Raw genomic sequence first — 24,573 nt, 5'->3', positions numbered from 1 at the left:
TTCGGTCTGTAAAATGAATATAGGCAATGACAATAACAAGCGGAAGAGGATGGTTGCACGAATGTTAAAGCGCTGCGCATGGGTAACACAAGAACCTTTATATATGGAGTATCACGATAAAGAATGGGGAGTTCCTGTGTTTGATGATCGAATCTTGTTCGAGATGCTATGTTTAGAAGGTGCACAGGCGGGGCTTAGCTGGTGGACTATTTTGCAGAAGCGGGACAACTACCGCAAAGCCTTTGATCATTTTGATGCGGAGAAGATCGTTCAGTATACAGATGAGAAATTGCAGTCTTTACTTGAAGATACAGGCATTGTACGAAATAAGTTAAAAATTAAAAGTGTCGTAACCAATGCGGATGCATTTCTCAAAATCCAAAAAGAATTCGGCTCCTTTTCCAATTACATCTGGAGATTTGTCGGCGACAAGCCGATCTTGAACCAATGGGCAACGATAAAAGAAGTGCCTGTTTCAACGGAAATCAGTGATAGAATGAGTAAAAGGTTGAAGAAAGACGGGTTCAAGTTTATAGGAAGTACGATTTGTTATTCGTATATGCAAGCAGTGGGCATGGTGAATGACCATACGCTGGACTGTTCCTGTCATCCAAGGAATCGATAGCGAAAGTGGTGTAGAGTGCTAAATTTGCAGCATATCATGAACCTGTCGTGCTTTGATACCAAGTTAGTTAAATTGTTTCATGAAAAGCCTTCTGCAAGGTTTCTACAATCGGAAGGACGGGCGGACTAATGGGTGTTGGCAGCTCATTTACAGGGAAGAAGCGGGCCTCTTTGTTCTCATTATTAATAGTTAGCTCACCGCTGTATTGCGTTGTTGTGAACACGATATCGACGTTATAGACTTCATCCCCGTGAGGATATTTGTAGTAAAGCCGCTCGCCTGAGAAGACATCGAAGATGTCTAGTTGCTCTGCGTGTAGTCCTGTCTCTTCGAATAGTTCGCGAGCTGCGGCTTCGCGAACTTCTTCTCCTAGTTCGATCGCTCCGCCTGGAAAGCACCAACTGTTATTATCCGTCCTGCGCATCATAAGGACATGTCCCGATTTATTCATCACGATCACGCTTGCGCCACATAATAGTAATGGTCGTGTGCCGACTAATTGGCGCATCTCCTTTATATACTCTCGCATTGTAAGAACCCCCTGCTTCTTGTTAGGAATATTTTTTCTGTGAAAATGATATCATGGTCAATGGAAATTAAATAGTGTTATCCCATTCCTGCAAATGTGCATCATTTTTAAGTCCATATAGGCGTTTTATGGGGAATTGATGCAAATATACATCCTTATCTGCTCAAAAGCACTGAAACTCCCTAATATGAGCCAAATTCCTGCATCTGAGCAGGCTTTCTTCAATAAGTATCAGTAAGCAATGAAAAGTCTGCACTTTTGCAGGAACGATAATCGTATAAGGTGTATACGGACTATACTCAATTGGATCGTATTATGCGGAAAGGTGTAATCTCTATTTCCTCCATATACAAAAGAAATGGCCGTCTAGGTGAGATAGTTCCCATCCTAGAGCGACCACTAATCTTTTTCATACACTAGTTTTACATTTCAAGCTTCCAAGCTACTGTCACCTACAGAGAATACATAATAGGATCGATTTGTTCAATTATTTCTTCTTCTTACTCAAATCAATGCTGAACTTCGCGAAGCCTGTGTCCAATGTAGATTGGTACTTCATGTGCGGCTGCTTCTTCGCGAACTCTTTCGCATTTGGAGAAGTCACGAACGTTACATTTGCTTTGTTCTTCAACGGAACGAACGACCAGTTCTTGTCCACAGTAGGGTTGATCGTTTTCTTCTCTAGAATGTAATTGATAACAACTTGGCGCGTCTCTTCTTGGGAATCGATGACAATGTTGGAGCCATCAAGACTTGGGAAGCTTCCGCCGCCTGTCGCACGATAGTTGTTGGTAACAACTAAGAACTTGTCGGTTGCTTTAACAGGCTTGCCTTTGTAAGACAAGTTTTTGATACGTTTTGCTTTCTTGTTAATCAGCTTGCCGTCAGTATCGTATTTGGATGGCTGAGTGACGTCGATTTGGTACGTAACGCCGTCCAAAATGTCGAAGTTGTACGTACGGAACTCCTCATTAATAAGAGCTTGCTCGCCTTTTTTCTTCGGATCGATTTGATTGAACTGTCCAGCAGAACGCTCCAACCATTCTTGTACTTGTGCACCGTTAATTTTTACAACTTTCAAGGTATTCGGGTATACGTATAAGTCAGCAACGTTCTTAATTGCCAACGTTCCTTTAGGGATGTTCGTGTAGTAGTTCACACCTTGGCGTCCGCCTGCTTTGAACGGTGCACCAGCAGATAGAACTGGGAGACCTTCTAGTTCCGTACCTTTAATAGCTTTCTCTGTGTACCATTTCTGTGCATTCGTTACGATTTGTACAGACGGGTCATCTTGTACAAGCGCGAAGTAGCTGTGAATAGGAGCAGTCGTTTTACCTACAGCAGAACGAACCCATTTCACCGTGTGATCGTGGTCTTCTTTAACAGCGTCCACAATCGTTTTGTCTGCTTCAACGAGCGCTTTTTTATTCTCTTTATCGTATACAGGTACTGCTTTGGATATGGAATTGACTACATCCCATTCACCGTTTACTTGCTTCAATTCCAAGTCAATGACACCAAGGTTGTCACCCCAGAATCCAGGCATTACAGCTGGAATTCCGTTGATTAGACCTTTTTTCGCATCTACGCCTTTAATATTTTCAAAGCCCTTGCCAGGGAATACAGCATGGGAGTGACCGAATAGAATCGCATCGATTCCGTCGATTTTACTCAATTCCAAGTTCGCATTTTCGGAATCGTTGCTTTCCGTACTGATACCAGAGTGAGGAATTGCAACGATAAGATCTGCACCTTTTTTCTTCATCTCAGGTACAAATTTTTTCGCTGATTCAACCATATCTTTTGCAATGACTTTGCCGCTCAAATGTGCTTCATCCCAGCTCATAATTTGTGGCGGCACGAAGCCAATTACACCTACTTTAAGCTTTACGTCTTTGCCAGCTTCATCTTTAAATGTGCGATCTAAAATTACATATGGCTCAAATCTATTTTTATCGTTGTTTGGGTCTTTATCTTTGTCATCAATATATACGTTGGAGTTTACATAAGGGAACTTCGCCCCCTTCAAGCTGCGGTCTAAATGTTCTAGTCCGAAGTTGAATTCGTGGTTGCCGATGTTCGCTGCATCGTATTGCAATTCGTTCATAGCTTTATATACAGGATGTGTCTCGCCATCTTTCAATGGCTTTACTTTCGCGACATAATCACCAAGTGGATTGCCTTGGAGGAGGTCACCATTATCAAACAACATGCTGTTTTTCACTTCTGCGCGTGATTGCTTGATCAATGTCGCCGTTTTCGCTAAGCCATACTCATCTGTTAATTTGTCTTGGTAGTAATCGTAGTTCACCATATTCGTGTGCAAATCGGTTGTTTCCATAATACGCAGTTTCAGTACGGAATCCGATGCTGTACTTGTGTCAGCACTTGCAGGAGCGAGCGTGAATGAAAGCGTTCCCGCCACTAATGACGCGGAGAGTACAAGACTTGTGATCTTCTGCCTTGTTGAAAGTTTCATGCTGGATATTCCTCCTAATGAGTAGGTGATAGATAATATTTCAACCGAGTTCATTCTATCATTAGAATCACGTTTTAGATAGAGTTCAGTGGAAAATTTAACACAATTATTGAACAAAGGTCATTTTGTAAAAATAAATAAGGCAGTTTGTAAAATCAACCCTAGAGATCGCGTTTACTTAACTAACGTTCGCAGTGTTTACAGTTTGCATGCAAAATGCTTGCTAATTGATTGGACTTCTAATACGATGATAATCAATTTGATGCTCATTTTTATTTTAGATTGGTAGAGGAAAAAGGGGATATGTCTATGGCAAACGAGAATATTCAGCTAGGTCAAGCTCTACAAGCTGCTGCGCCGCCGCACGAAACAGATTCGATTCTACATACATGGCTGGAACACTATCGCCCCTATACCTCGGACGGACGATGCGCAGCCTATATCCCAGCTTTGGCACAAGTCGATCCCTCGCAGCTAGGAGTTACGATAATCGGTCCAGATGGGAAACTTGCAAAGTCAGGAGATTGCGAATCCCTATTCACACTGCAAAGCGTATCAAAAGTGATTGGCTTCATAGCTGCTTGTGTGGAGCATGGGGCTGCCTATGTATTGGAACGAGTAGATGTAGAACCGACTGGAGATGCTTTTAATTCCATCGTTCGTTTAGAAGTACATAAGCCAGGCAAGCCGTTTAATCCGATGATTAATGCCGGTGCGATTACCGTTTCCTCTTTACTTGGCGGCAAGTCGCCCCAGCAAAAAATAGACTCCATCTTGGCTTTTATTGAGAAGATGGTAGGGAGACGCGTCGGTATTAATGAAGAAGTGTATCAGTCCGAATGGCAGACAGCCGATCGGAATCGTTCGCTCGCTTATTATTTGAAGGGAACAGGGTTTCTTGAAAGCTCTGTAGAGCAAGCTTTGGAGGTTTACTTAAAAGAATGTTCCATTGAAGTACATACGCAGGATATCGCTATGATTGGATTGGTGCTGGCTCATGACGGCTATCATCCGTTTCGTAAAGAGCAGCTCTTCCCGAAGGAAGTTGCAAAGTTGGCAAAAGCATTAATGGTCACATGCGGTATGTATAACGCCTCTGGAAAATTCGCCGCATTTATCGGCTTGCCCGCGAAAAGCGGTGTTTCTGGCGGCATCATGGCAGCTGTGCCCACGCATGCAAGTGCTCCAGATTCTCCGTTTCCTGCGGGATGTGGAATTGGCATTTATGGCCCAGCGATTGATGAGTACGGCAACAGCGTAGCCGGAGGCATGCTATTGAAGCATATCGCTAAGGAATGGAATTTTAATATTTTTTGAGATCATTGTTCATCATTTAGTGAGCCGTTTAACCGTGATGCAATACAAAGTGCAACTACGAATATAGGTCAGTATTCGTTAAAAAGGAATATGAAAGCTATTGAACCCGAAGGACAATAATTTCTTGGTTTCCTCAAATCGCCTTGCATCGCTATCCGTACCCATAACTACCGTTATTAATCGTTTCTCCCCTTCTTTAGCTGTTCCGGCAAAGCTATAGCCTGCTAAATTCGTAAACCCTGTCTTTAAGCCGTCAACGCTTTTAGAGTATAGCTCTTGATGAACGGGATCGAGCATTTTATTTGTCGCTGTTACAACGGTACCATCATATTCTAGCGTGTAAGAATCAAGCTTTGTTATGGCGACTACATCTGGGAATGTTTCAAGTAGCTGCTGCGATAATATAGCAACATCCAGCGCAGTCATTCTGGATTCTTCATAGTTCTCATTGGCAAGCCCAGTTGCATTTACAAAGTAAGTATGAGGCGACAGTTGTAATTCCTTCGCCTTATCATTCATCAGTTGAGTGAATTGTTCTTCACTGCCTGCAATATGTTCAGCTAGTGCGACCGCAGCATTATTCGCTGATGAAACGACCATCGCATAAAACAGATCTTTAATCGATAGGCGATCACCTATTTCTACATTGATTTTAACCCCATCACTATCAACCGTTGTTGCATTAATCGTAACCGTATCCGACCATTTTAATGAACCGTTATAAATATGCTCCAACACGATGTATTCTGTCATGATTTTTGACATACTTGCTGGGGCAAGAGGTGTATTTTCATTTATGCTATAAAGTATTTTTCCCGATTCAGCTTCCATGAGAATTGCAGCCTTGGCATTAACCTCTGGTTTGGTAATGAAGGGTAAAGCAATATATAGAACGAGCAATATAAGGATAAAGGGAATTGCCTTTTTTACAAGTTTCATTTTCTAACCTCCGTAATGGTATAAATCCAGTCTAACCATAAATATTTAAATGGGAGGAAAGAAAAAATAAAGTTTTTATTAAATGGGTATCGGTAAAATGAAAATCGGTATTCTTCATAAATGAGATCCATCCGTGAGCTCGATGTGAATAAGGATGCTCCGAGTCAGACTATATAAGTTGTCAGATCATAAGCATAGAAGACCCGCTAGCGTTTATACGAGCAGGTCTTTTCATGTTTAGTTGGTATAAAAATATAATTTCTCCACCATTTAATATACTAATTTTGATATAGTAATATACAAAATTAGATAATAATTGGATAGAGTGGAGGCGTAGCATGGAAACAAAACAAAACCCGTATGCTTTAGGTATGCTGGCAGCCGTAGTGTCCTACATCTTGTGGGGAGTTCTCCCTATTTATTGGAAGGCAATCGGTTCCGTTCCAGCGGGGGAAGTGTTAGCGCATCGCATTATTTGGTCTTTGGTGTTTATGATCATCGTTCTGCTGCTGCTTGGTAAGCTAAGGGACATAAGTGAGGAGATTCAGCAGGTGTTTGCCGATAAAAGGCAGGCGATCAGGATCATCCTTGCTGCTGTCGTAATTAGTGTGAATTGGCTCGTTTATATTTTTGCCGTAGAAAGTGATCGGGTTATTGAAGCAAGTTTGGGCTATTACATGAACCCACTCTTTAACATCTTTCTCGCCACTATTTTCTTGAAAGAGCGCTTGAAGAAGCTGGAGTGGTTGTCTGTAGCTATTGCAGGAGCAGGTGTGCTGGGGCTCGTAGTGTACTATGGATATTTCCCATGGGCTGCTTTAATATTAGCTGCTACCTTTAGCTTCTATGGACTTATGAAAAAGACTGTTCCAATTAGTGCTTGGGCAGGATTAACGATTGAGACGCTCATCATGGTGCCGTTTGCGCTTGTGTTCCTATTTACTTTTGAAAGTTCGCCTACGTTCTGGGATAGAGATGTAACAACGATGTTCTTATTAATAGGCGCCGGAGCGGTAACGGCTGTTCCCCTTCTGTTATTTGCAGCAGGAACGAAGCGTATATCGTTTACATTGGTAGGTTTTCTTCAATATATCGCACCTACGATTATGCTTGGACTAGGGCTGTTCCTATTTAATGAACCGTTTAGCACTCCACAACTGCTTGCTTTTATGATGATCTGGCTCGCCCTTCTTTTATTTACCTACTCTCGATCCAAAGAAATGCTGCTGCGAAGAAAGCATGAACTGCAGCTCGCTGCTCATAAGAAGTAGGTATTTACTCGTTCACATAAAGGACACTTCATTAGGAGAGGAAATTAACCTCTCCTTTCTTTATTTACTATTATTATCCTACTTGTATTCGGCATCGTCTGATATAATCTGGAAGTTGTCTATTTACAAACAAATAGGGGAGATTGTAAATGAAGAGATTGCTTAGTCTATCTGTCGTTGCACTTTTATTGACGCTTTGCACGGCAGGAATCGTTTCGGCAAGTTCGCCAGCAAGTAAACCGAAGATTGTATCCGTCATTGATAGCGATACATTTTTGTTGGATAATGGGTCCCTATGGAGAGATGATTTTGACGGTGCACGACGGAATCAGTTTAATCTCGTCTCCATAGAAGAAACAGATACGGGGGGCTGGGGGTTAACGGCTGGAGGGAAAGTAGTTAGTTGGGGATATTTGGAGAAATCAAAAGAACTTCCATATATGAAGGAAGTTGCCCAACTGAGCAAGTATGGCTATTGGCTCAAGAAAGACGGTACGGTGTGGAATCATGACGAGGAAGTTGCGGGGCTGTCCAACATTAGGCTGCTGGATGCACGGGGGCATGTGCTTGCTGCATTATCAAACAGTGGTGATATCTATAAGAAACAGGGGTCGGGTAAACCTGAGTTGATTGCAAATGTACCGAATGCGGTATCCGTACATGTCAACGACTATGACACTATAGTGGTGGATAAAGAGGGAACTGTCACGCATTATGCTCCTTTTCAAAAAGAACCGGTAACTGTCACAACGGATGCAGACAACGTACAATGGTTTGAGCCCCAACAACTGTTAATTACGAAAAAAGACGGCACGGTATGGGTATCAGATCGTACAAATAAATTTGCAATGGAGCAAATTCATAATCTCAAAGATATCGTGAAGATGACTAGTCCTGATTCTGGAAGCAGTGTTTACTTTCAGCAAAAAGATGGCTCTTGGAATGTTTTTAGTGAAGAGGGCATAGAGAAAATGAAAGTACCTGAAATGAAAAGTATTAAGCTGATCGTTACGAGAACAACGCCTAAGTTAGGCGATCACTTTTTAATTGCAGTAGAAGAACAGTACACAAATGGTTATACGCATAAGCGATATCCGAATAAGGATGAACTTGTTATCGATCAACCACAGCTGATCGAGAGGGTACCAGACAATAAATTCAAAGCTCGTGGTGTTGGTGAAACTAGTGTGAAAATAACGGCTCATGGGTTGAGCAGCCAAGCGAAAATATCGGTCAGTCTAGATGAGCCTTTGCAACATGCGATCCAAAAAGACGGTATTGTCTACCTTCCGCTGAAATCTGTGTTCCAGACACTCGGCGGTAAAGTAACTTCCGTTCCTAGTACGAAAGAACATCATATTCAACTAGGCTCCAAAAAAATCAAGCTGCAATCCGGAAGCAAACTGGCGACGGTCGATGGGATGGCATATACCATGAAAGGCGTGGTGCAAACGGCTGGAGGTACAACAGTGTTCCCTGCGGAGCTGTTGAAGCATATGCTGCAAGCGAATATTTCATGGGACAATCATTGGAAGCAGGCTACAGTTAAATTCGGTTCCGCGAAAATGATCGTTCAGTCTGATGAAACAGCTAAGGTCCAAAAGCGTGCTAAACAAGGTGATTTGGCCAAATATATCGGGAAGAGCTACTGGATTAATCATTTCCAAGGTTGGGAGCGGTTTAATAAACTAACCGTGACGGACATCGTTCCAGACGGGACGCTCTATACGATCGTGTTCAAGCATGCTAACGGTAAAACGCTTACGAGCTATCCAATGAGTGCTAGCGCAGTAACGTGGTTATTTACGGATCAAACTGAATTATTGAACTATGATCCGTATAAACGTTATAAATGGTCGAAGTCAGTATGGGAAAAAATCAAAAATGAAAAAGTATCTACAGGGATGACCAAGGAGCAGGTGCTCATGTCTTGGGGACAGCCAAGAAACACCTCTTATATTACGGGCGGAAATATTACGGTGGAGTCATGGGGATACGGAAGCGGATCAAGTCTTAGCATTATTACATTTACAAATGGCAAAGTGACAGGCATATATCAATAACCATAATGAATATGAAAAGGGGGTGTCCCAAAAGTCATTATACATGGCCCTTGGGACACCCTCTGTCTATCCTATGGTACTGCGTTAACGGTTGGATGTACTTCGTTCTTTAGCTGCTTTTGGCTTATCCCAGCGGAAAATCGCATTTAATCCTTTGTAGATTAATTTGGATTCCTTCGTTAGGAGTGGTCCAAGCACGGCTAAGATCAGTACATACAAGGCCGCAAATGGTTGGATCTTAGGGCTTAGGGAAGCCGCAATACCGATATTTGCAACGATAATCGAGAACTCACCGCGTGATACAATCGTTAGTCCAATATTAGCGGAAGCTTTTCTGGACAATCCAGCACTTTTACCTGCAAGCATGCCTGCAAGGAAGTTACCGAACAACGTAAGCGCTACTGCACCAAGCGTCAGTCCTACTGCTCCACCTAATGTGCTAGGCTCAATCGTTAGTCCGAAGCTGAAGAAGAACAATGCCCCGAAGAAATCACGGAACGGTAGAATCATGTGCTCGATGCGCTTCATATGCGTCGTTTCTGCCAGTACAAGACCGAACAGCAATGCACCAATCGCCTCAGCTACATGAATGGTTTCTCCTAATCCAGCGACAAAGAACAACAATCCGAAAATAAGAAGGATAAAGAGCTCATTCGATCGAATATCCAATAGCTTGTTCAACAGCGGTGCAGCTTTTCTGCCTGCTACAAGGAATAGTAGCATGAATCCAAGTGCGTATGAAGCAGAAAGCAGTACTCCCACTAAGGAAGATTCATCGCTTAGAACCAATCCAGAGAGAACAGAGAGATATACCGCAAGGAAAATATCCTCATACATAATGATACCGAGTATCATTTCTGTCTCTGGATTCGCTGTCCGTTTCAAATCTACAAGTACTTTCGCTACGATTGCACTGGACGATATGGTCGTAATTCCTGCCAACACCATGGTTTCAGCAAATGGGAAGCCGGCAAGAAAGCCAAAGGCAAGTCCAAGTGTAAAGTTAATCGCAATGTAGATCGTACCACCGACCGCAATCGATTTCCCTGACTTGATCAATCGTCCGACAGAGAATTCTAATCCTAGATAGAAGAGTAAAAATAGAACACCTAATCGTCCCAAAAAGTGAATCGTCTCTGCGCTTTCTATAAATCTGAAATCAAGCACACCGAGTTGTGGAGCGTGAGGCCCTACAGCCATACCGACTAAAATATAGAAAGGAATGACGGAGAAGCGAATTTTGGCTGCCAATAAACCTGCTAGGGCAATGAGAATGATGGCTAGTCCAACTTCAAGAACCAGGTGATCCATAATTACCGACTCCCGTTCTGTAACATAGCTTTAAGGGCTTTCATCTGCTTGCGTTCCCCAGCGATAACAAGCATTGTGTCAGCTTTGAAGACGTATTCAGGGCCAGGATTAATGTGTTTTGTTTCTTTCTCGATAGCTGCGATGATCGTCGTCCCGGTTGATTGACGAACATTAGTCTCGCCGATTGTTTTACCGATGCAGGACGCTTGAGGCTCGATGCGATACCATTCAATTGTCAAATCATCGAGTGCAACTTCAATTGTCTCTAGTGCTTTCGGTTTGTACGTCATGCCCCCGATAATAGCTGCCATTTGGCGAGCTTCTTCATCTTCGAGCGTAACCATGGAAATGCTCTCATCTGGATCGTCGTAATCAAAATGATACAACTCGCGGCGCCCATCATCATGAATGATGACAACGAACTTATCCCCACTTCTAGATTCCATTTGGTACTTTCTGCCGATTCCTGGTAGGTCCGTTTCTCTAATGTTCACCCGTATTTAAACCTCCTGTCGAAAAAAATGATGTTTACATAAACATTATAACCTATTGTAGACGTGAGATAAACCTTTTATGTAGGGGGATTCAATCTGGCTATCAAAATTCGTCTGCAATGCTTTAAATGGGTTTAGTGATGAGATAGAGTGCATTTATTAGTAGAAACAGATAAACAGGAGTTCGAAAAGGGTAGTTTCATAGAAATTTGCTAGCAGATAAGTAATATTTGGTAGTTGCGTAATCATATAAATAGAGTAGGTAAGAACGAAGGGAGAAGGAGCGATGAAGACCTTATCCAAAGGCAATGTTTCTGCCGAAAGTCATAGTGTTGCTCAATTGTTAGCATTGCTTGTTTCTGAAGAAAAGGTTCTAGCCAATTTCATGCAAATAGAGACAGATAAAGTGCTAGCGTTTGTGGGAAGAAATCGAGATTTTCCTAGTCATCCAACTGCGAAGGAAATCATCCAATTTAATCAGTCTCTTATTCAGGTTCTTGAATCTGTTTACATGACAGAATGGCAATTGTGTAAAAAATGGACTGCGATCCTTCCTTTGATTCCTTATGAAAGCGGTACTTCTTCCTGTACATCGATAATTGTTGCTGATGATAGTGAAGAAATTGCACACTTTTATCAGGATGATCGCGGATTTGATTATTAGTAGAGGTGATTCGTAATGCAAGTAAGAACGAAATCGGCTGTTTCGTTATTGTTTGCGATTTTTCATCTGATACAGGCTCTTCAGCAAAAGCGTATGCATATGGAAAATAGGGATCAGCGACTTGTGGATTATGATATCGCGAAGATAGTTAGCATTGGAGTGGATATTCATAAATGCGTGAGCTGGAGTGATCTCATTTATTCGGAGACAACTAGTAATAGAAGGGATAAGGATGAAGGACGCAGTGACGATGCAGAAAAATTTCTAGCTGAACTTCATCGTACGATTAGACGGCTCCAACAATGGCCCTTCGAAAATGCAATGCTCGGTGCACAAGTGATGACGCAGTTATACGGGCTTCAAAGCTATTATTCAAATAAGTTGTCACACGATGATGAATTCATTATCGGCGCCTTTACGGATCACAATCAAATGCTAGATTCAGAAGTGGATTCCATAACAGAGATTTCTTGTGCGAAAGAGTTAACAGCTTGTGCAGATACAAGCAAGTTGGAACGTCAGCGAGGTAATCATTCACTCCCCATATTGGCTGATAATGTAGTCATGTCCAAGATTGGTTCATGGACCTCTATAAAGAAGTTAAATCATATGGCTATGGATAAGGAAAGGGGCGGGCAGGCAGATGCTCAAATTAGAACTGCTGCAAGCGATAGGTTCTAGCTATTATTTGTCTGGAAAATTATCAGTAGGGGTTTATTTAAATGAAGCGAATCGCACTGCTGTATTAATAGATAGCGGGCCGAATGCTGGAATTGCTAAAGCTCTGGATCGTTTACTAAGAAATATGGGATACAGTGTGAGTGCCATCATTAACACGCATGCACATGTTCAGCAATACGGTGGAAACTATTATTTTCAAGAAACCTATCCCGATATACGTGTTTATAGCTCAGAGTTGTCTGCTCCATTTATTCAATATCCTTGGCTCGGCCACTCCTATGGTGCTGCTGAAACCCTCTTGGTAGAGGAGGAGAAAGTGAAACATCAAGTTGTTGTAACAGACATGATTCCGTATGAAGACAGAGCCATTCACATTGATGGGGCTGCGTTTACCATTGTAACATTACCTGGCCATAGTCCAGATATGATAGGCGTAATTACACCAGACAACGTGTTATATGGCAGTGATGCTTTGTTTGGAAAACAGACGCTAATGCGTCAGAAACTGCTGTACTACAATGATATTAAAAGTGCGAGAGCAACTTTTAACAAGTTATCTGCATCCGCTGTTTCATCTTATGTGTTTAACCACGGGGGGTATTGTACCGATATATCGGAATTGGTTCATGATCATTTCGAAAGGTTAGAGCAATGTTTGCAAGATGTTGAAGCTATCATTCGTGCACATGCGATGACCTATGAGCAGATCGTAAAAGAAGTACTCCTCCATTATGAAATAGAGGATAATAGTACGGCTTATATGGCCATTAGCTCAATTGTCCGAGCTTTATTAAACGAGTTAAAGCGCACGAACAAAATCAATTGCTTTGTAGAGAAGGGACAATTAGTTATAAAGCAGTCTAATGTGGTTTCTCGCACGATTTGAGCTGCTTACATATGTAATATACACAGCGTCGATGCTTATCGGCGTTTTTTTGTGTATCGATAGACTTATGTAAATTTTATCATTTAATTTGAAGTGGTTTTTCATAAAACTTAACAAATTGTAAATCCATATTCCTCCAATTGTGATCTAATACATGTAAGAGGGAAGGGAGAAACCGATGTGACATGGATATACATAAGCTCGTGAAACAGGCACAAAAGGGTAATAGCAAGGCATTTTTAGAAATATTTCAACAGTATGAGGGAACTATTTTTCGAGTTGTCTATACGTATGTGAAAAATAAAGATGATGCCTTAGATATTGTTCAGGAGACCGCGTATCAATCTTATAAGTCAATTGGCAGCTTGCGAGAGCCGCGATATGTAAAGTCATGGATGACAAAGATTGCTATTAATCAATCCATTCACCTATTGCAGCAGCGGAAAAAGATTATACTATTCCCGCCTGAATACACGGAGCAAAATAGTGCGAGCGTGTCAGCTGAGGATGTACCACTTGCTTTAACTTTACAGCAAATGTTAGATGAGTTAGATATAAATGAGAAAAAGGTAATTCAATTGAAATATTATCAAGGGTATACGATTCAAGCGATATCGGATGAATTAAGGCTTCCGTTGGGCTCTACGAAAACGATCCTGTATCGTGGGTTGGGAAAGCTGCGGAAACGATTGAAACGAGGAGATGTCTCAGGAGGCTATTAAATTAAAGTTAATAAGTCAATTCCATACTGTGTAGGAAAAATAAGGGTGGGAGACTCCCCTCATTACTCCCACCGAAAGTTACACATTTTCCGCTTCTATATATGTAACACGCTTAGGTCTTCTGTTATAACGGGGACAACTATTTTCGTGAAAAATTCGGATGGATGTCGTGTTACATCTGGCTTAATATCCTTAGCATTTTGAGCTTCAATACTAGCAGGGAGCAATCCTTGCTCGTAAATCTCCATTGGAGGGCCCGTCTGAATGAGCTTTTGTTCATCGATATACTTTAATAGCATGATATAACCTGACCCCAGTTCGGAGTAAGGGCCTTCAACGGTGATGCACGCGTATGTTCCGCGGGCCAGTATTTTGAAGTCGTCTAATTTATCCGAATCATTCATCAGCTTCACGGGAATGAGCAGCTCTACGTCGGCTTCTTTTTTATTATCCTCTCGTTCATGGAATACGGCCATTAATTTGCCTTCAGTTTCAAGTTGAAACGCATATATGCGTTGGAATAATTGTTTAACGAGATGATCGATAAAGGTCATCTTTATTTTTTTACGGATCGTATACACGGTTTGCTCTTCTCTATTTTCTAAATAACAAGTGGACAAAGTAGGCCCCGGAATAAAGGCGTGCTCTTGTTTGATTTGAATTGTTAATTGATGAATTTCTTCGATTCGACAGTTGATTTGTTGTTTCTGTTCTTCTAGTCTGTCTAGTTGCTGGCTCAAGATGCTCATCCATTCGGATGGATCGGCATTCGTTATCATTTGTTGTATTTCTGCTAAAGACAACTGACAGCTTTTTAAAATGGTAATCTTGTTCAAAGTTTGAATACTGTCATAGTCGTAATACCGGTAGTTAGTCACCGGATCAATGTATGAGGGCTTGAGTAAGCCAATATCGCTATAGTAGCGAATTGTTTTAATAGGAACATGGCATAGTTCTGAAAATTTACCGATCGAATACATGGATGGGCCCCCTTTCGATAAAGTGTGAATAGAGTTGCTTGTATCGTATGTGTTTACTTTCAGAATACCTTATCGTTGTAATTGATGAGAATATTTATTATAAATATTTTTGTTGAGGGTTGTTATTCGCGTCATACTTTTCACTTTCGTATAGGATTCGGAGTTTTCTATCAATTATCCAATAAAGGAGTGTTTGTATGAGTGCAACGGAATATGCGAAATTGGCAAGATGGTACACACCTGTAAATGGAGTTACGGGTGTAAAAACAACGATGACGATTCCAGCCGAAGCTTCTATGAAAGGTAGAAATGGCAATGGATTTATCAACTTTTATTTGTCGGCAGATGGCTCAGGGCATCATGTTGAATGTGGAATCTCGACAAGCTTTAAGCATCAAGGAGATAAGTGGCATTGGTTCTATACGTGGGCACGTACTGGAAGCGGTGGGGATGATACGTGGAGCTTTCGGCCAGGCCAGGTTGTACCGATTGAATTATCTATTAGTGCAGATAAAACAGCGTTGGACTACATTGTGAATGGCGCTATTGTAAAATCATTTCCTGGCACATACAGCACACTAACGAGTGTGCGGCTTGTTGTTGGAGCGTGTGACCAGAACTTCCCTGCTGGGCGTGTCCCAGACCCATTGCCAGACTGGGCAACAACCCATAGCCCTGTTATTTGCAGCGATTTCCAATACAGAGACTCCTCTAATAACTGGATTACTTGTACGATAAATAACTCTACGCCACCTACATCGCATGGTTCAGGTAAGCCTAGTGCTGAGGTTCACTGGCCAACTCCTGCTTCGAAATATCCACATAAGGGAGTCCCGTTCGAATATAGTCTAGAAATTTCACCCGGTACGCTAGTAGCTTCCCTTCCAAAGTGATTGTGATCAGGAAACGATAAAGCAAATCGTGCTTTGTCGTTTTCTTTGCTCGATGTAGGTGGTTTCTACTTGATCAAGGGGCAATCAATATATAATTTTCCATTTTCTTAGTGGGCGTAAATATATACATCCGTATTTTTTGCTTGTACAACAATTCTTGTAAGCAGTAGTATTATTCCAGAAGTACATCATATTACTGTCTAGAAGAATGGGAGCCTCACATCTTATGACATCCGTCTGGAACAAACTACGCCGTATACCAGCAGCCATCCTATGTTTATGGATTATGCTATTGTTCGTCTTATTTGTAGTGCCGTTAATGGATATTCGTACTGAAAAATGTGCGGTGAGCGAGCAGAGAATTATGAATTTCTCATTATGCAGCATGGAGGACGAAGGAGCGATCCCGATTGATGGATTGTGGGAGTATATCCCTGCTAACTTGCTCATGTATGAGCAAGTTAAGCCTGAACTTGCTGCCTTTGTTAGGCTCCCTCATCAATGGAATCCTCAAGGATGGATACCATTTCTCAATGATGACGTCTATGTTGCGACCTATCGTATAAAGCTCAAGCTGCCATCGAACCATCGAGATTATGCGATAAGGGTAACCAATGTAAAGACGGCAAGCAGGCTTTATGCCGACGGTGAGCTGATTGGCTCCACAGGGCAAGTAGGCAGCAGTTCGGATACTTCAACGCCGGATAACCGCCCGTATAATAGTTATTTTTCCACAGATCAAGGGGAAGTTGAGCTGGTACTGCAAGCATCCAACTTTGATTTTTATGCGAACCAAGGTGTTTCTGAGCCGATTTATATTGGTACACCAGAAGCTATACAGGCGTTGGAAAAGCGCAGGGGCTATGTGGATGTAGCCATTATTGTCTGCCTGTTATTTATGGCCATTTACTTATCGGGAGAAAGTTTCCATAGGCGTGAAGGGAAAGCAGGCATCTTTTACCCGTTGTTTTGTTTTTTTAGTGCCTTTTATGTGGCTTCACATGGTGAAAAAGTACTGTTGGAATTTCTACCGTATTTATCGTTTGAAGTGAATGTGAAAATCCAGCTCATTTCTGGGGCTTGCGCGGGATATTTTTTCACCGCTCATATTTGTTATCAATTTCAACCGCATGCATCGGTTAAGATTGCTAAAGTAATAGGCTGGTTAACGCTGCTCATCACATTGGTAGCGCTATTTACGCCGATGAGCTTTTTTTCTAGATTCACCTATTTGTTATTACTGGTTCTTAACGTTGTTATTGTTTATATGGTGGTTGTATCTGTGAGGGTTGTCCAGCATAAATTAGCTGGCTCGATGTATATGCTTGTTAGTATGTTGGCCGCTTTGCAGGTTATTTTATTGATGGCCTTTAAAGTGATGTGGGTCGGAACGTTTACGTACATGCTGCCCATCGGTGTCCCTATTTTCGTGCTGTCACAAGGGTTGTTCTTCTCCAGCCGATTTACGACTGCCTTTAATCGCAGCAAGCAATTGTCTGAGCAGTTGGCAAGGCAGATGAAAGATCAGGAACAATTTTTAGTTCGTACTTCTCATGAACTGAAGTCCCCGCTGAATGCGATTATTAATATTAGTCAATCGATGATCCGTGGTTCAGGTGGTCAATTAAATGCAGCGCAGCAGTCGGATGTGCGCCTTGTAAATGGCACTGCGCAGCGATTGAGCTATCTGGTGAAAGATATTTTGGATCATGAGCAAGTGAAAAACGGCAGAATTCGACTGCATACTGAGCCGGTTGATATTTATCGATTGGTTTCGGTTGTGTTAGATATATTTAATCGCTTGAACCATAATGATGAAGTAGAATTGCGCAATCACGTTGAGCCTGGGAAGCATTATGTTATTGCGGATGAGAATCGAATTCTTCAGAGTTTATACAATTTGCTTGATAATGCACTAAAACATACGCCGTCTGGATCGATTACCGTGTCGTCTGTCCATCAGGAAGGATGGGTATCCATTGCGGTAACGGATACAGGTGTTGGAATGGAAGCGAGTCAACTTGAGCGAATATTTATGGAATACCAACAGTTGGAGCGAAAAGGATATACCGATACAACGGGAATTGGCATTGGCCTCTCTATAACGAAGCAATTAATTGAACTCCAAGGGGGACGTATTTCCGTTCATTCTATACTTGGAAAAGGGAGTACCTTCACCTTTATGCTTCCTGCTGTTGATTTCAGTCAGCACGTAGTAGATCATGATGAACTTTTACGTAATTCGTATTCGGAAAATAAATTTTCATCTTATATAGTCGCACATGTTCAAGAGCAGGCAGCTACAATACAATTGCCTCAAGCAAGTGAACGAGCTGCTATATCATCGATAGATGTTCGGAACCACAAAGCTCGCATTTTACTCGTCGATGACAGTTACGCCAGCTTGAAGGCACTTATTAATTTGCTGGAGATGGAAGGGTATAGATGTGAATCAGCAAAGAGCGGCGAAGCTGCCCTGAAGCTGCTGCAAGATGGCAATCGCTTCAACTTGTGCATTATGGATGTCATGATGCCGAAAATGTCTGGATTTGAATTGTGCCGTGAAATTCGTCAGCAATATCATTCCTTAGAGCTGCCAATATTGATGGCCACAGCTGGCTCGAATACGGAGATGAATTTGGCGGGGTTTGAAGCAGGGGCTAATGATTTTATCCACAAACCTTTTGATTGGACAGATTTAAAAGGGCGCGTAAAAACATTGATTCAGCTTAAAGAAACAGCTGTGCAGTTAGTTCATTCGGAGCGGGATATGCTGCGTGCTCAAATTAAACCACATTTCTTGTTCAACTCGATTAATACGATATCGTGGATGAGTAAACGTGACTCTGAGGCAACGAGAAGGCTATTGCATGCGCTAAGTGATTTCTTGCGAGGGAGCTTTGACTTTGATAATGAGGTAGATGAGGTTCCCTTTTCAGAAGAAGTTGCACTCATTAAGGCTTATTTATCGCTGGAACAAGCACGCTTCGGTGATCGGTTGAATGTGGAGTACGCTTTGGATGTGACAGATTTTCATATGCCACCATTATTGTTACAGCCGATTGTGGAAAATGCAGTTCGCCACGGACTTATGGAAAAAGTAGAAGGTGGAACGGTTAACATTTCCTCTCGTAAAGTTGGGGAATGGATTGAATTATCTGTAATGGATAATGGGGTAGGAATTTCGTTGGACGAGATGACGTTGGATGTAACGGTAGCTGCGCCGCCAATGGACGGTAAACGGAAGGGAATCGGACTCGCCAATATTAATGGCCGTTTGAAAAGTATGTATGGAACATATTTGGACATTCGACGCCTTGAAAGCGGAGGTACGGTTATAACGATGAAAATACGTGCAGAGAAGGGGAGCATATGACCTATCGGATACTAGTCGTAGATGATGAGCTGCCTGCGTTAGGTGAGATGGAAGATATGTTAAAAGAAGAACCTTTAGCAGGGGAAATCACTTTATTCTCACATGCGCAGCAAGCACTGGAGTGGGCACTTCAACATGAGCCGGATATCGTGCTGTTGGATATTCAAATGCCTGGGATTACGGGGCTTGCGTTTGCGGAGCAACTCCTTGAGCAGAAGCCTATGATCGAAGTCGTATTCGTAACAGCTTATAATCAATACGCGATCCAAGCGTTCGAATTAAGTGCGATTGATTATATACTAAAGCCCGTCAAGACCGAGCGGTTACAGCTATCATTAAATCGCATTCATCGTCGACGGTCGGGGAAAACGACCACTGAAAATAAGCAAGCGTCATCAGTGGGGGGCGTGTATGAGCAGTGCACTTCTGAACCATCATCCATTCCGAGTGCAGTATTAATGGAAACGAATGCACCCCGAATTTATAGTCTGGGACGTTTGACAATACAATCTCATGCTGGCCTTGTGAAGTGGCGTACACTTAAGGTTGAAGAATTATTTGCTTATTTGCTGTATAAGGATTCCGTCAGTCTAGACCAGATTATTACGGATGTATTTCCTAACTCTGACCCTGATAAAGCGAAGCAATATGTACATACGTGTGTGTATCAGCTCCGCCGTGCTGTAGTGGAGAGAGAGCTGCAGGAGCATATTCACGTTTCGTTTCGTGATCGGATGTATCGATTAGTGTTAACAGATATATGGCATGACAGGGATGAGCTTATGAATCTTCCATCTCTGCTAACTGATATTGAGAAATGGGAAGAGAAATTGTCGTTGTATCGCGGTGATTGGTGTGAAGGGCTGGATAATCTTTGGATGTCTGTCCATCGTGAAGAACTGCGGGAGCGGTATATATGGCTGATGGAAGATGCGGTTAGTCATTTAAAAAAGAAGCAAGGGGATTATCGGAAAGCCATCACCTATGCACGCAAGCTGCTCCATTTTGAGCCATGGAATGAAGATTACGCGCTTCAAATGGTCGAGTGTTATATCGAGGTAGGGGAAAAAGCAAAAGCAAAAAGTTTTGTGCAAGAATACAAGGAGCAGTATGAGAGAGAGTTGGGAGAATCGCTGCCTATTAATTGGTATGATTATGTTGCGAAGCTTCTCAAAGAAGAGTATGAAATGAATTGGTAAAGATGTTGCCCTTTTATATAAAACGAATAATAGATGTATGTAGAACTGTCTGCCAATAGGTGGGCAGTTCTTTTTATATTATGGTACCTTTACACTCTCATATTCATGAAAAATATGGCCGTAACGTTGGAAAATTGTCGAGAAAAAACGAATGAACACTTATTTTTCAGCGTTTGTTCAGTGGCTGTTACTATGATATTTCATAAGGATTAGGTATATGTACCTAAATAATGAGGGCAAAGGGGTATGAAAATTGGCATTAAAAAAGCATAATCCAAGACGTATATATGCATTTGTGCTAGCTATAGTCATGATCGGTTCAATTGTGTTAGCACCTTTTGCAACGAAGGTGGAAGCTGCTGCACAGCAGCGCGACATCGGTGGGAAGCTCATCAATGGTGTGCAGGAGCCGTTGAAAGTTACCGTGAAAAATAATGGAGAACTTGCTGCTTACTTATGGCAAGGGAATGGCTATGTAGGGCAATACTTTGGCAATGAAGCTTGGGGGACAAATCTGTTTTATACCGAATCAGGTACAGTTACGAGACAATTCTCCCCTTATTTTGCTGGCAATCAATCAACAGGGAAAAATGTACCGCTAGGCGAAGGTATTATTACCATGCCCGATGAACACACAATCGTAGTAACATGGCAGCTTGATTCTGGGGAGCTGGAACTAAAGCAGACGATCTATTATCCAGAAAATGAAAGATACATGGAAAAAGAATGGTCCGTTGAAAATAAGTCAGCCACCAAAACATATAGCAATTTGAAGCTGTTTCATGGCGGAGATACAATGTTTGGCGGAGAAGATAGTGCTAAGTCCTATTGGGACCCAATATTGAACATGGTTTATGTGAAAAATGATGATATGTCCCGCTTTGGATTGATGGGATTTGCAGGTAAAAATACATCTCCAGCTGACCGATATTATGGCGGGGACTTTAGAAAGGGCAATACGGAGGCAAGTAATGGGCAGTTGTCGAATTCGGTAAATTCGGAAAATACCGATGCCGGCTATCAGTTGCAATGGGATCGTCAAACATTGGGCACTAATGAAAAATGGGTCGTTCAATCTACTGAAATGTGGACGACTGCGGGCTCCTTGCAAATTATAGCGCCTCCTTCACAAACGACTGCTCCAAACAGTACAGTGGTCTATCCATTTAAGCTTCAAAACTTCCAAAAGGATGCAGATGTATTTGACTTATATGCAACATCAGCTAATGGATGGAAGGTAAACATTGTTGAAGGTACTAGTGTTACTGTCCCTGGTAATGGAGCAATCAAAACGGTAACGGTGGAAGTACAGGTGCCCGCTGGGGCAGCTGGAACAGATACGATTACGTTGACAGGAACATCGCAAAAGGATCAAACGATTACCAATGTCGGAAGCGCGACTACGACGATTAATGCGGCACTGCCTGTCATCTCCAGTGTGACAGCTGTTCCTAATAAAGCAGCAGTAGGCACTGCGATTAACATACCTGTTGAGATTCAAACAGCAAATGTTCTTGACGGTGCTGCTGTACAAGTGGAATTGGTAGACGAAAATAAACGGTCGCTGTCCCCTGCTATAACAGGAAGTGGAGCGGTAACGAATAACAAGGCGACCGTAGTATTACCCGTGACAGATGTATTGAATCTAGCTAACTATTATATCAAAGTAAAAGTGGATGGCGTGAGTGCTATTCACAGTTCGACACAATTTGCTGTGACAGAAAGTAACAACGCCGATCTTCTTAGCATTTTTACAACACCAGGGACAATAAGCCCTGCATTCGATAAAGATATTACCGATTATGCTGTATCCGTAACGGAAGATGTATACAGCATTACGGTGACAGGAGCTGTTTACGATCCACGTTCTACATTGCAAGTAAATGGGGTAAAAGTAGTCAGCAATCAACCGTCTGACCTTATTCCGTTGAAGACGGGAGACAATGTCATACAAGTTGAAGTCACAGCACCAGATGGCACGACGAAGAAAACGTATACGCTAAAGGTGAACAAACAGCCGAGCCGAAATGCACAGCTGCTGCATACAACAGTGTCACCGGGTACGCTTAGCCCTGCATTTTCTAGCGGTACAACGGAATACGAAGTGAACGTGGGGCATGAAACCGATCAATTGTCGGTTACTGATCTTGTATATAGTCCAAAAGCCAACATCTCGGTAGTTGGGGCGACATATGATCCGTTAACGGGTGGGTATACGTTCCCATTGCAAGTTGGTATTAACGAATTAAAGGTAATTGTGACGGCTGAAGATGGACTTACTCAAACGGTATATACCATTAAAGCGACTCGACAATCGAAGGAAAGCGAAGTAGCTCAGGCATTAAAAGAACTGTCCATCGGCTATGCAAAAGGGGATAGCTGGGAAAGTGTAACGAAAAATGTAATATTGCCGACAGAAGGCAAATACAATACAGCGGTGAAGTGGACATCGAGTGACCCGTCTGTGTTGAACGAAAAAGGAGAAGTTACCCCTTCTCCAGATAAAGATACAACCGTATGGATGACCGCAACTGTTGAGAAAGATGGCGTGAAAGCGACACGTACGTTCCTCGTTATTGTGAAAAAGGGCTCGCTGCAAATTGTGAAAGAAGATAGCTCTAGAACGGTACCCATTCAAGCAGGAAACGATGCTGAGAGCGTAGAGAATAACATTATTACGCGCAAGACGATGTCTGATGGTACGAAAATTGATAAAGTAGTCGTTGATCCAGCTAAAACGGAATACGCGCGTGTTAAGGCACAAGCGAATAATCATTCTTCCATTCGTCTTATCGCAGCGGATCTGCCAAATGATCCAGCAGATGAAGTAGCAGTAGAAGTGCCGATCGCGGCATATTCTCCACTAGCTAATGGATTAAATTTGGTTATCGAGACTGCTGGGGCACATGTTGTATTAGATAAAGCAACACTGCATCAATTGATGCAAGATGGCAATGACCTGTTCTTCCGTTTTGTACCGATTCGTGCTGAGTTACAGAAGAAGGCATTGAATGAGCAAGCGATAAATGACGCAGTAGTGAAACAAACTGCAGGAACGAAGCGAGTGAAGCTTGTTGGAACTCCGATGATTATTGAAACGAACTATTCGGATCGTGAGACAAAGCTTGTATTCCCATTAGACAAGCTGCAAGCACCGACTGATCCAGTCGCACAAGCTGCTTATCTGAAGTCTTTGTATGTGTATATTCAGCATAGTGACGGCAGTAAAGATTTGAAGCAAGGCGTTATCGAGCGTGATGCTGCTGGTAACGTGATCGGGATGTCCATCGTTATTCATAAGTTCAGTACATTTACAATTGTGAAAATGGATGCGGTAACTAATGGCGGTGGTTCCACAGGCGGTATAATACCTCCGACAACGGGAGGAACGAAAGAAACAGATAAAGATAAGGACAAGGATTCCAATAAAGATAATCATGGTGTGAAGACGGTTCAGCATAAGCCGTATATAAAAGGATTCAAGGACGGCACATTCCGCCCAGAGAAGTCTATCACTCGTGCAGAACTAGCTGTTATGCTGTGGAAGCTTAGTGAGGGTAAAGCGGCATCAACGTCAGCATCTACATCTAGCTTCAAGGATGTTCAAGCGGGCCACTGGGCATTTGCGGCTATCCAATCGTTAAGTGCGAAAGGAATCATGATTGGGGTTGGTGAAGAGTCATTCGAACCGAACCGTCCACTTACGAGAGCAGAGATGGCAGCTACTGCTGCTCGTTGGAAACAGCTCGTGTCTAACAAGCCAAGCAGCTTTAAAGATGTACAAGGGCATTGGGCTGAGAAGCATATTACTGCGCTTGTAGAAGCAGGAGCGGCTCATGGATACAAAGATGGCAGCTACCGCCCTGATGCTTCGATAACAAGAGCAGAAGCGGTTAAGCTGGTGAACAGATTGTTGGAACGTGGTCCATTATTCGAAGTTACTAAGCCGACATGGCGTGATGTGTTACCGACGCATTGGGCTTATGGTGATATCGAGGAAGCATCTCAATCACATACGGCTGAAGTCGTACCTGCAAAAGGTGAGAAATTAATTTCTAAGTAAGGCGCTATCGTTTTATTGTTGCAAAATAAGTAATAAAGGAACCCGCAAAGAGCCAATGGCACTGGCTCTTTGCGGGTTTGT

18 protein-coding genes are annotated in these 24,573 nt (G+C 42.4%); 12 read left to right on the top strand and 6 right to left on the bottom strand.

The window, feature by feature from the left end; all coding sequences use genetic code 11:
- Positions 1–49: 49 nt before the first annotated feature.
- On the top strand, positions 50–625 hold the full coding sequence (locus H580_RS0102715; RefSeq protein ID WP_245583469.1) for a DNA-3-methyladenine glycosylase I: 576 nt from the start codon (positions 50–52) through the stop codon (positions 623–625).
- A gap of 67 nt (positions 626–692) precedes the next feature.
- Here the strand turns inward: H580_RS0102715 and H580_RS0102710 are convergent, their stop codons facing one another.
- Both H580_RS0102710 and H580_RS0102705 read right to left on the bottom strand, forming a co-directional pair.
- Positions 693–1,154, bottom strand: coding sequence for an NUDIX hydrolase (locus H580_RS0102710; RefSeq protein WP_028593420.1), 462 nt, complete (start codon positions 1,152–1,154; stop codon positions 693–695).
- A 487-nt stretch (positions 1,155–1,641) separates the two neighbouring features.
- Positions 1,642–3,633, bottom strand: a complete 1,992-nt coding sequence (locus H580_RS0102705) for a bifunctional 2',3'-cyclic-nucleotide 2'-phosphodiesterase/3'-nucleotidase (protein WP_028593419.1) — start codon at positions 3,631–3,633, stop codon at positions 1,642–1,644.
- Positions 3,634–3,942: 309 nt separating this feature from the next.
- On the opposite strand from H580_RS0102705, the gene H580_RS0102700 reads away from it, so the two are divergent.
- Positions 3,943–4,950, top strand: a complete 1,008-nt coding sequence (locus H580_RS0102700; protein WP_084508858.1) for a glutaminase — start codon at positions 3,943–3,945, stop codon at positions 4,948–4,950.
- Positions 4,951–5,028: 78 nt separating this feature from the next.
- Here H580_RS0102700 and H580_RS0102695 read toward each other — a convergent pair whose 3' ends face one another.
- Complete coding sequence (locus H580_RS0102695; RefSeq protein WP_028593417.1) at positions 5,029–5,889, bottom strand: D-alanyl-D-alanine carboxypeptidase family protein; 861 nt, start codon at positions 5,887–5,889, stop codon at positions 5,029–5,031.
- Between the two features lie 338 nt (positions 5,890–6,227).
- Between H580_RS0102695 and rarD the strand changes: the two genes are divergently transcribed.
- Entirely contained in the window at positions 6,228–7,160 is a 933-nt protein-coding gene (gene rarD / locus H580_RS0102690; protein WP_028593416.1) for an EamA family transporter RarD, read from the top strand.
- Between the two features lie 149 nt (positions 7,161–7,309).
- The gene (locus H580_RS0102685) at positions 7,310–9,223 is read left to right on the top strand and encodes a stalk domain-containing protein (protein WP_028593415.1); all 1,914 of its coding nucleotides are present in this window, start codon (positions 7,310–7,312) and stop codon (positions 9,221–9,223) included.
- 84 nt (positions 9,224–9,307) lie between these two features.
- On the opposite strand, the gene H580_RS0102680 is transcribed toward H580_RS0102685, so the two are convergent.
- Together H580_RS0102680 and H580_RS0102675 are read right to left on the bottom strand one after the other, a co-directional pair.
- Positions 9,308–10,534 (bottom strand): cation:proton antiporter, encoded by a 1,227-nt coding sequence (locus H580_RS0102680; RefSeq protein ID WP_028593414.1) that lies wholly within the window; start codon positions 10,532–10,534, stop codon positions 9,308–9,310.
- Between the two features lie 2 nt (positions 10,535–10,536).
- The gene (locus H580_RS0102675) at positions 10,537–11,028 is read right to left on the bottom strand and encodes a cation:proton antiporter regulatory subunit (RefSeq protein ID WP_028593413.1); all 492 of its coding nucleotides are present in this window, start codon (positions 11,026–11,028) and stop codon (positions 10,537–10,539) included.
- Between the two features lie 286 nt (positions 11,029–11,314).
- Between H580_RS0102675 and H580_RS25330 the strand changes: the two genes are divergently transcribed.
- The 4 genes from H580_RS25330 to H580_RS0102655 all read left to right on the top strand — a co-directional run bounded on the left by H580_RS25330 (position 11,315) and on the right by H580_RS0102655 (position 13,981).
- Positions 11,315–11,692, top strand: a complete 378-nt coding sequence (locus tag H580_RS25330; RefSeq protein ID WP_051217177.1) for an alpha-helical endospore appendage domain-containing protein — start codon at positions 11,315–11,317, stop codon at positions 11,690–11,692.
- A 15-nt stretch (positions 11,693–11,707) separates the two neighbouring features.
- Complete coding sequence (locus tag H580_RS0102665) at positions 11,708–12,373, top strand: hypothetical protein (protein ID WP_028593412.1); 666 nt, start codon at positions 11,708–11,710, stop codon at positions 12,371–12,373.
- Positions 12,336–13,259: an MBL fold metallo-hydrolase gene (locus H580_RS0102660; RefSeq protein WP_028593411.1), complete on the top strand. Its 924-nt coding sequence runs from the start codon at positions 12,336–12,338 to the stop codon at positions 13,257–13,259. The genes H580_RS0102665 and H580_RS0102660 overlap by 38 nt, the downstream gene beginning before the upstream one ends.
- Positions 13,260–13,444: 185 nt before the next feature.
- Positions 13,445–13,981, top strand: coding sequence for a sigma-70 family RNA polymerase sigma factor (locus H580_RS0102655; RefSeq protein WP_028593410.1), 537 nt, complete (start codon positions 13,445–13,447; stop codon positions 13,979–13,981).
- Positions 13,982–14,076: 95 nt separating this feature from the next.
- Here H580_RS0102655 and H580_RS0102650 read toward each other — a convergent pair whose 3' ends face one another.
- On the bottom strand, positions 14,077–14,961 hold the full coding sequence (locus tag H580_RS0102650; RefSeq protein WP_028593409.1) for a MerR family transcriptional regulator: 885 nt from the start codon (positions 14,959–14,961) through the stop codon (positions 14,077–14,079).
- 197 nt (positions 14,962–15,158) lie between these two features.
- Here H580_RS0102650 and H580_RS0102645 point away from each other — a divergent pair, with 197 nt between their 5' ends.
- From H580_RS0102645 to H580_RS25325, 4 genes are all read left to right on the top strand, one after another.
- Entirely contained in the window at positions 15,159–15,854 is a 696-nt protein-coding gene (locus tag H580_RS0102645) for a hypothetical protein (RefSeq protein ID WP_028593408.1), read from the top strand.
- Positions 15,855–16,080: 226 nt separating this feature from the next.
- A complete protein-coding gene (locus H580_RS0102640; protein WP_028593407.1) occupies positions 16,081–19,230 on the top strand; it encodes an ATP-binding protein in 3,150 nt (1,049 codons plus the stop codon).
- Positions 19,227–20,429, top strand: coding sequence for a response regulator (locus tag H580_RS0102635; protein WP_028593406.1), 1,203 nt, complete (start codon positions 19,227–19,229; stop codon positions 20,427–20,429). Before H580_RS0102640 ends, H580_RS0102635 begins: the two co-directional genes overlap by 4 nt.
- 253 nt (positions 20,430–20,682) lie before the next feature.
- Positions 20,683–24,492, top strand: a complete 3,810-nt coding sequence (locus H580_RS25325; protein ID WP_051217176.1) for an S-layer homology domain-containing protein — start codon at positions 20,683–20,685, stop codon at positions 24,490–24,492.
- Positions 24,493–24,573: the final 81 nt, after the last annotated feature.

The organism is Paenibacillus assamensis DSM 18201 (genome assembly GCF_000422445.1).
GTDB classification, from domain to species: domain Bacteria; phylum Bacillota; class Bacilli; order Paenibacillales; family Paenibacillaceae; genus Paenibacillus_B; species Paenibacillus_B assamensis.
This window is presented reverse-complemented; position numbering and strand designations above follow the sequence as displayed.

What these genes read in the sequence shown, in the direction of transcription:
- H580_RS0102715 (WP_245583469.1), top strand. Translation starts at nt 50, where the DNA reads ATGGTTGCACGAATGTTAAAGCGCTGCGCATGGGTAACACAAGAACCT.
- H580_RS0102710 (WP_028593420.1), bottom strand. Translation starts at nt 1,154, where the DNA reads ATGCGAGAGTATATAAAGGAGATGCGCCAATTAGTCGGCACACGACCA.
- H580_RS0102705 (WP_028593419.1), bottom strand. Translation starts at nt 3,633, where the DNA reads ATGAAACTTTCAACAAGGCAGAAGATCACAAGTCTTGTACTCTCCGCG.
- H580_RS0102700 (WP_084508858.1), top strand. Translation starts at nt 3,943, where the DNA reads ATGGCAAACGAGAATATTCAGCTAGGTCAAGCTCTACAAGCTGCTGCG.
- H580_RS0102695 (WP_028593417.1), bottom strand. Translation starts at nt 5,889, where the DNA reads ATGAAACTTGTAAAAAAGGCAATTCCCTTTATCCTTATATTGCTCGTT.
- rarD (WP_028593416.1), top strand. Translation starts at nt 6,228, where the DNA reads ATGGAAACAAAACAAAACCCGTATGCTTTAGGTATGCTGGCAGCCGTA.
- H580_RS0102685 (WP_028593415.1), top strand. Translation starts at nt 7,310, where the DNA reads ATGAAGAGATTGCTTAGTCTATCTGTCGTTGCACTTTTATTGACGCTT.
- H580_RS0102680 (WP_028593414.1), bottom strand. Translation starts at nt 10,534, where the DNA reads ATGGATCACCTGGTTCTTGAAGTTGGACTAGCCATCATTCTCATTGCC.
- H580_RS25330 (WP_051217177.1), top strand. Translation starts at nt 11,315, where the DNA reads ATGAAGACCTTATCCAAAGGCAATGTTTCTGCCGAAAGTCATAGTGTT.
- H580_RS0102665 (WP_028593412.1), top strand. Translation starts at nt 11,708, where the DNA reads ATGCAAGTAAGAACGAAATCGGCTGTTTCGTTATTGTTTGCGATTTTT.
- H580_RS0102660 (WP_028593411.1), top strand. Translation starts at nt 12,336, where the DNA reads ATGCTCAAATTAGAACTGCTGCAAGCGATAGGTTCTAGCTATTATTTG.
- H580_RS0102655 (WP_028593410.1), top strand. Translation starts at nt 13,445, where the DNA reads ATGGATATACATAAGCTCGTGAAACAGGCACAAAAGGGTAATAGCAAG.
- H580_RS0102650 (WP_028593409.1), bottom strand. Translation starts at nt 14,961, where the DNA reads ATGTATTCGATCGGTAAATTTTCAGAACTATGCCATGTTCCTATTAAA.
- H580_RS0102645 (WP_028593408.1), top strand. Translation starts at nt 15,159, where the DNA reads ATGAGTGCAACGGAATATGCGAAATTGGCAAGATGGTACACACCTGTA.
- H580_RS0102640 (WP_028593407.1), top strand. Translation starts at nt 16,081, where the DNA reads ATGACATCCGTCTGGAACAAACTACGCCGTATACCAGCAGCCATCCTA.
- H580_RS0102635 (WP_028593406.1), top strand. Translation starts at nt 19,227, where the DNA reads ATGACCTATCGGATACTAGTCGTAGATGATGAGCTGCCTGCGTTAGGT.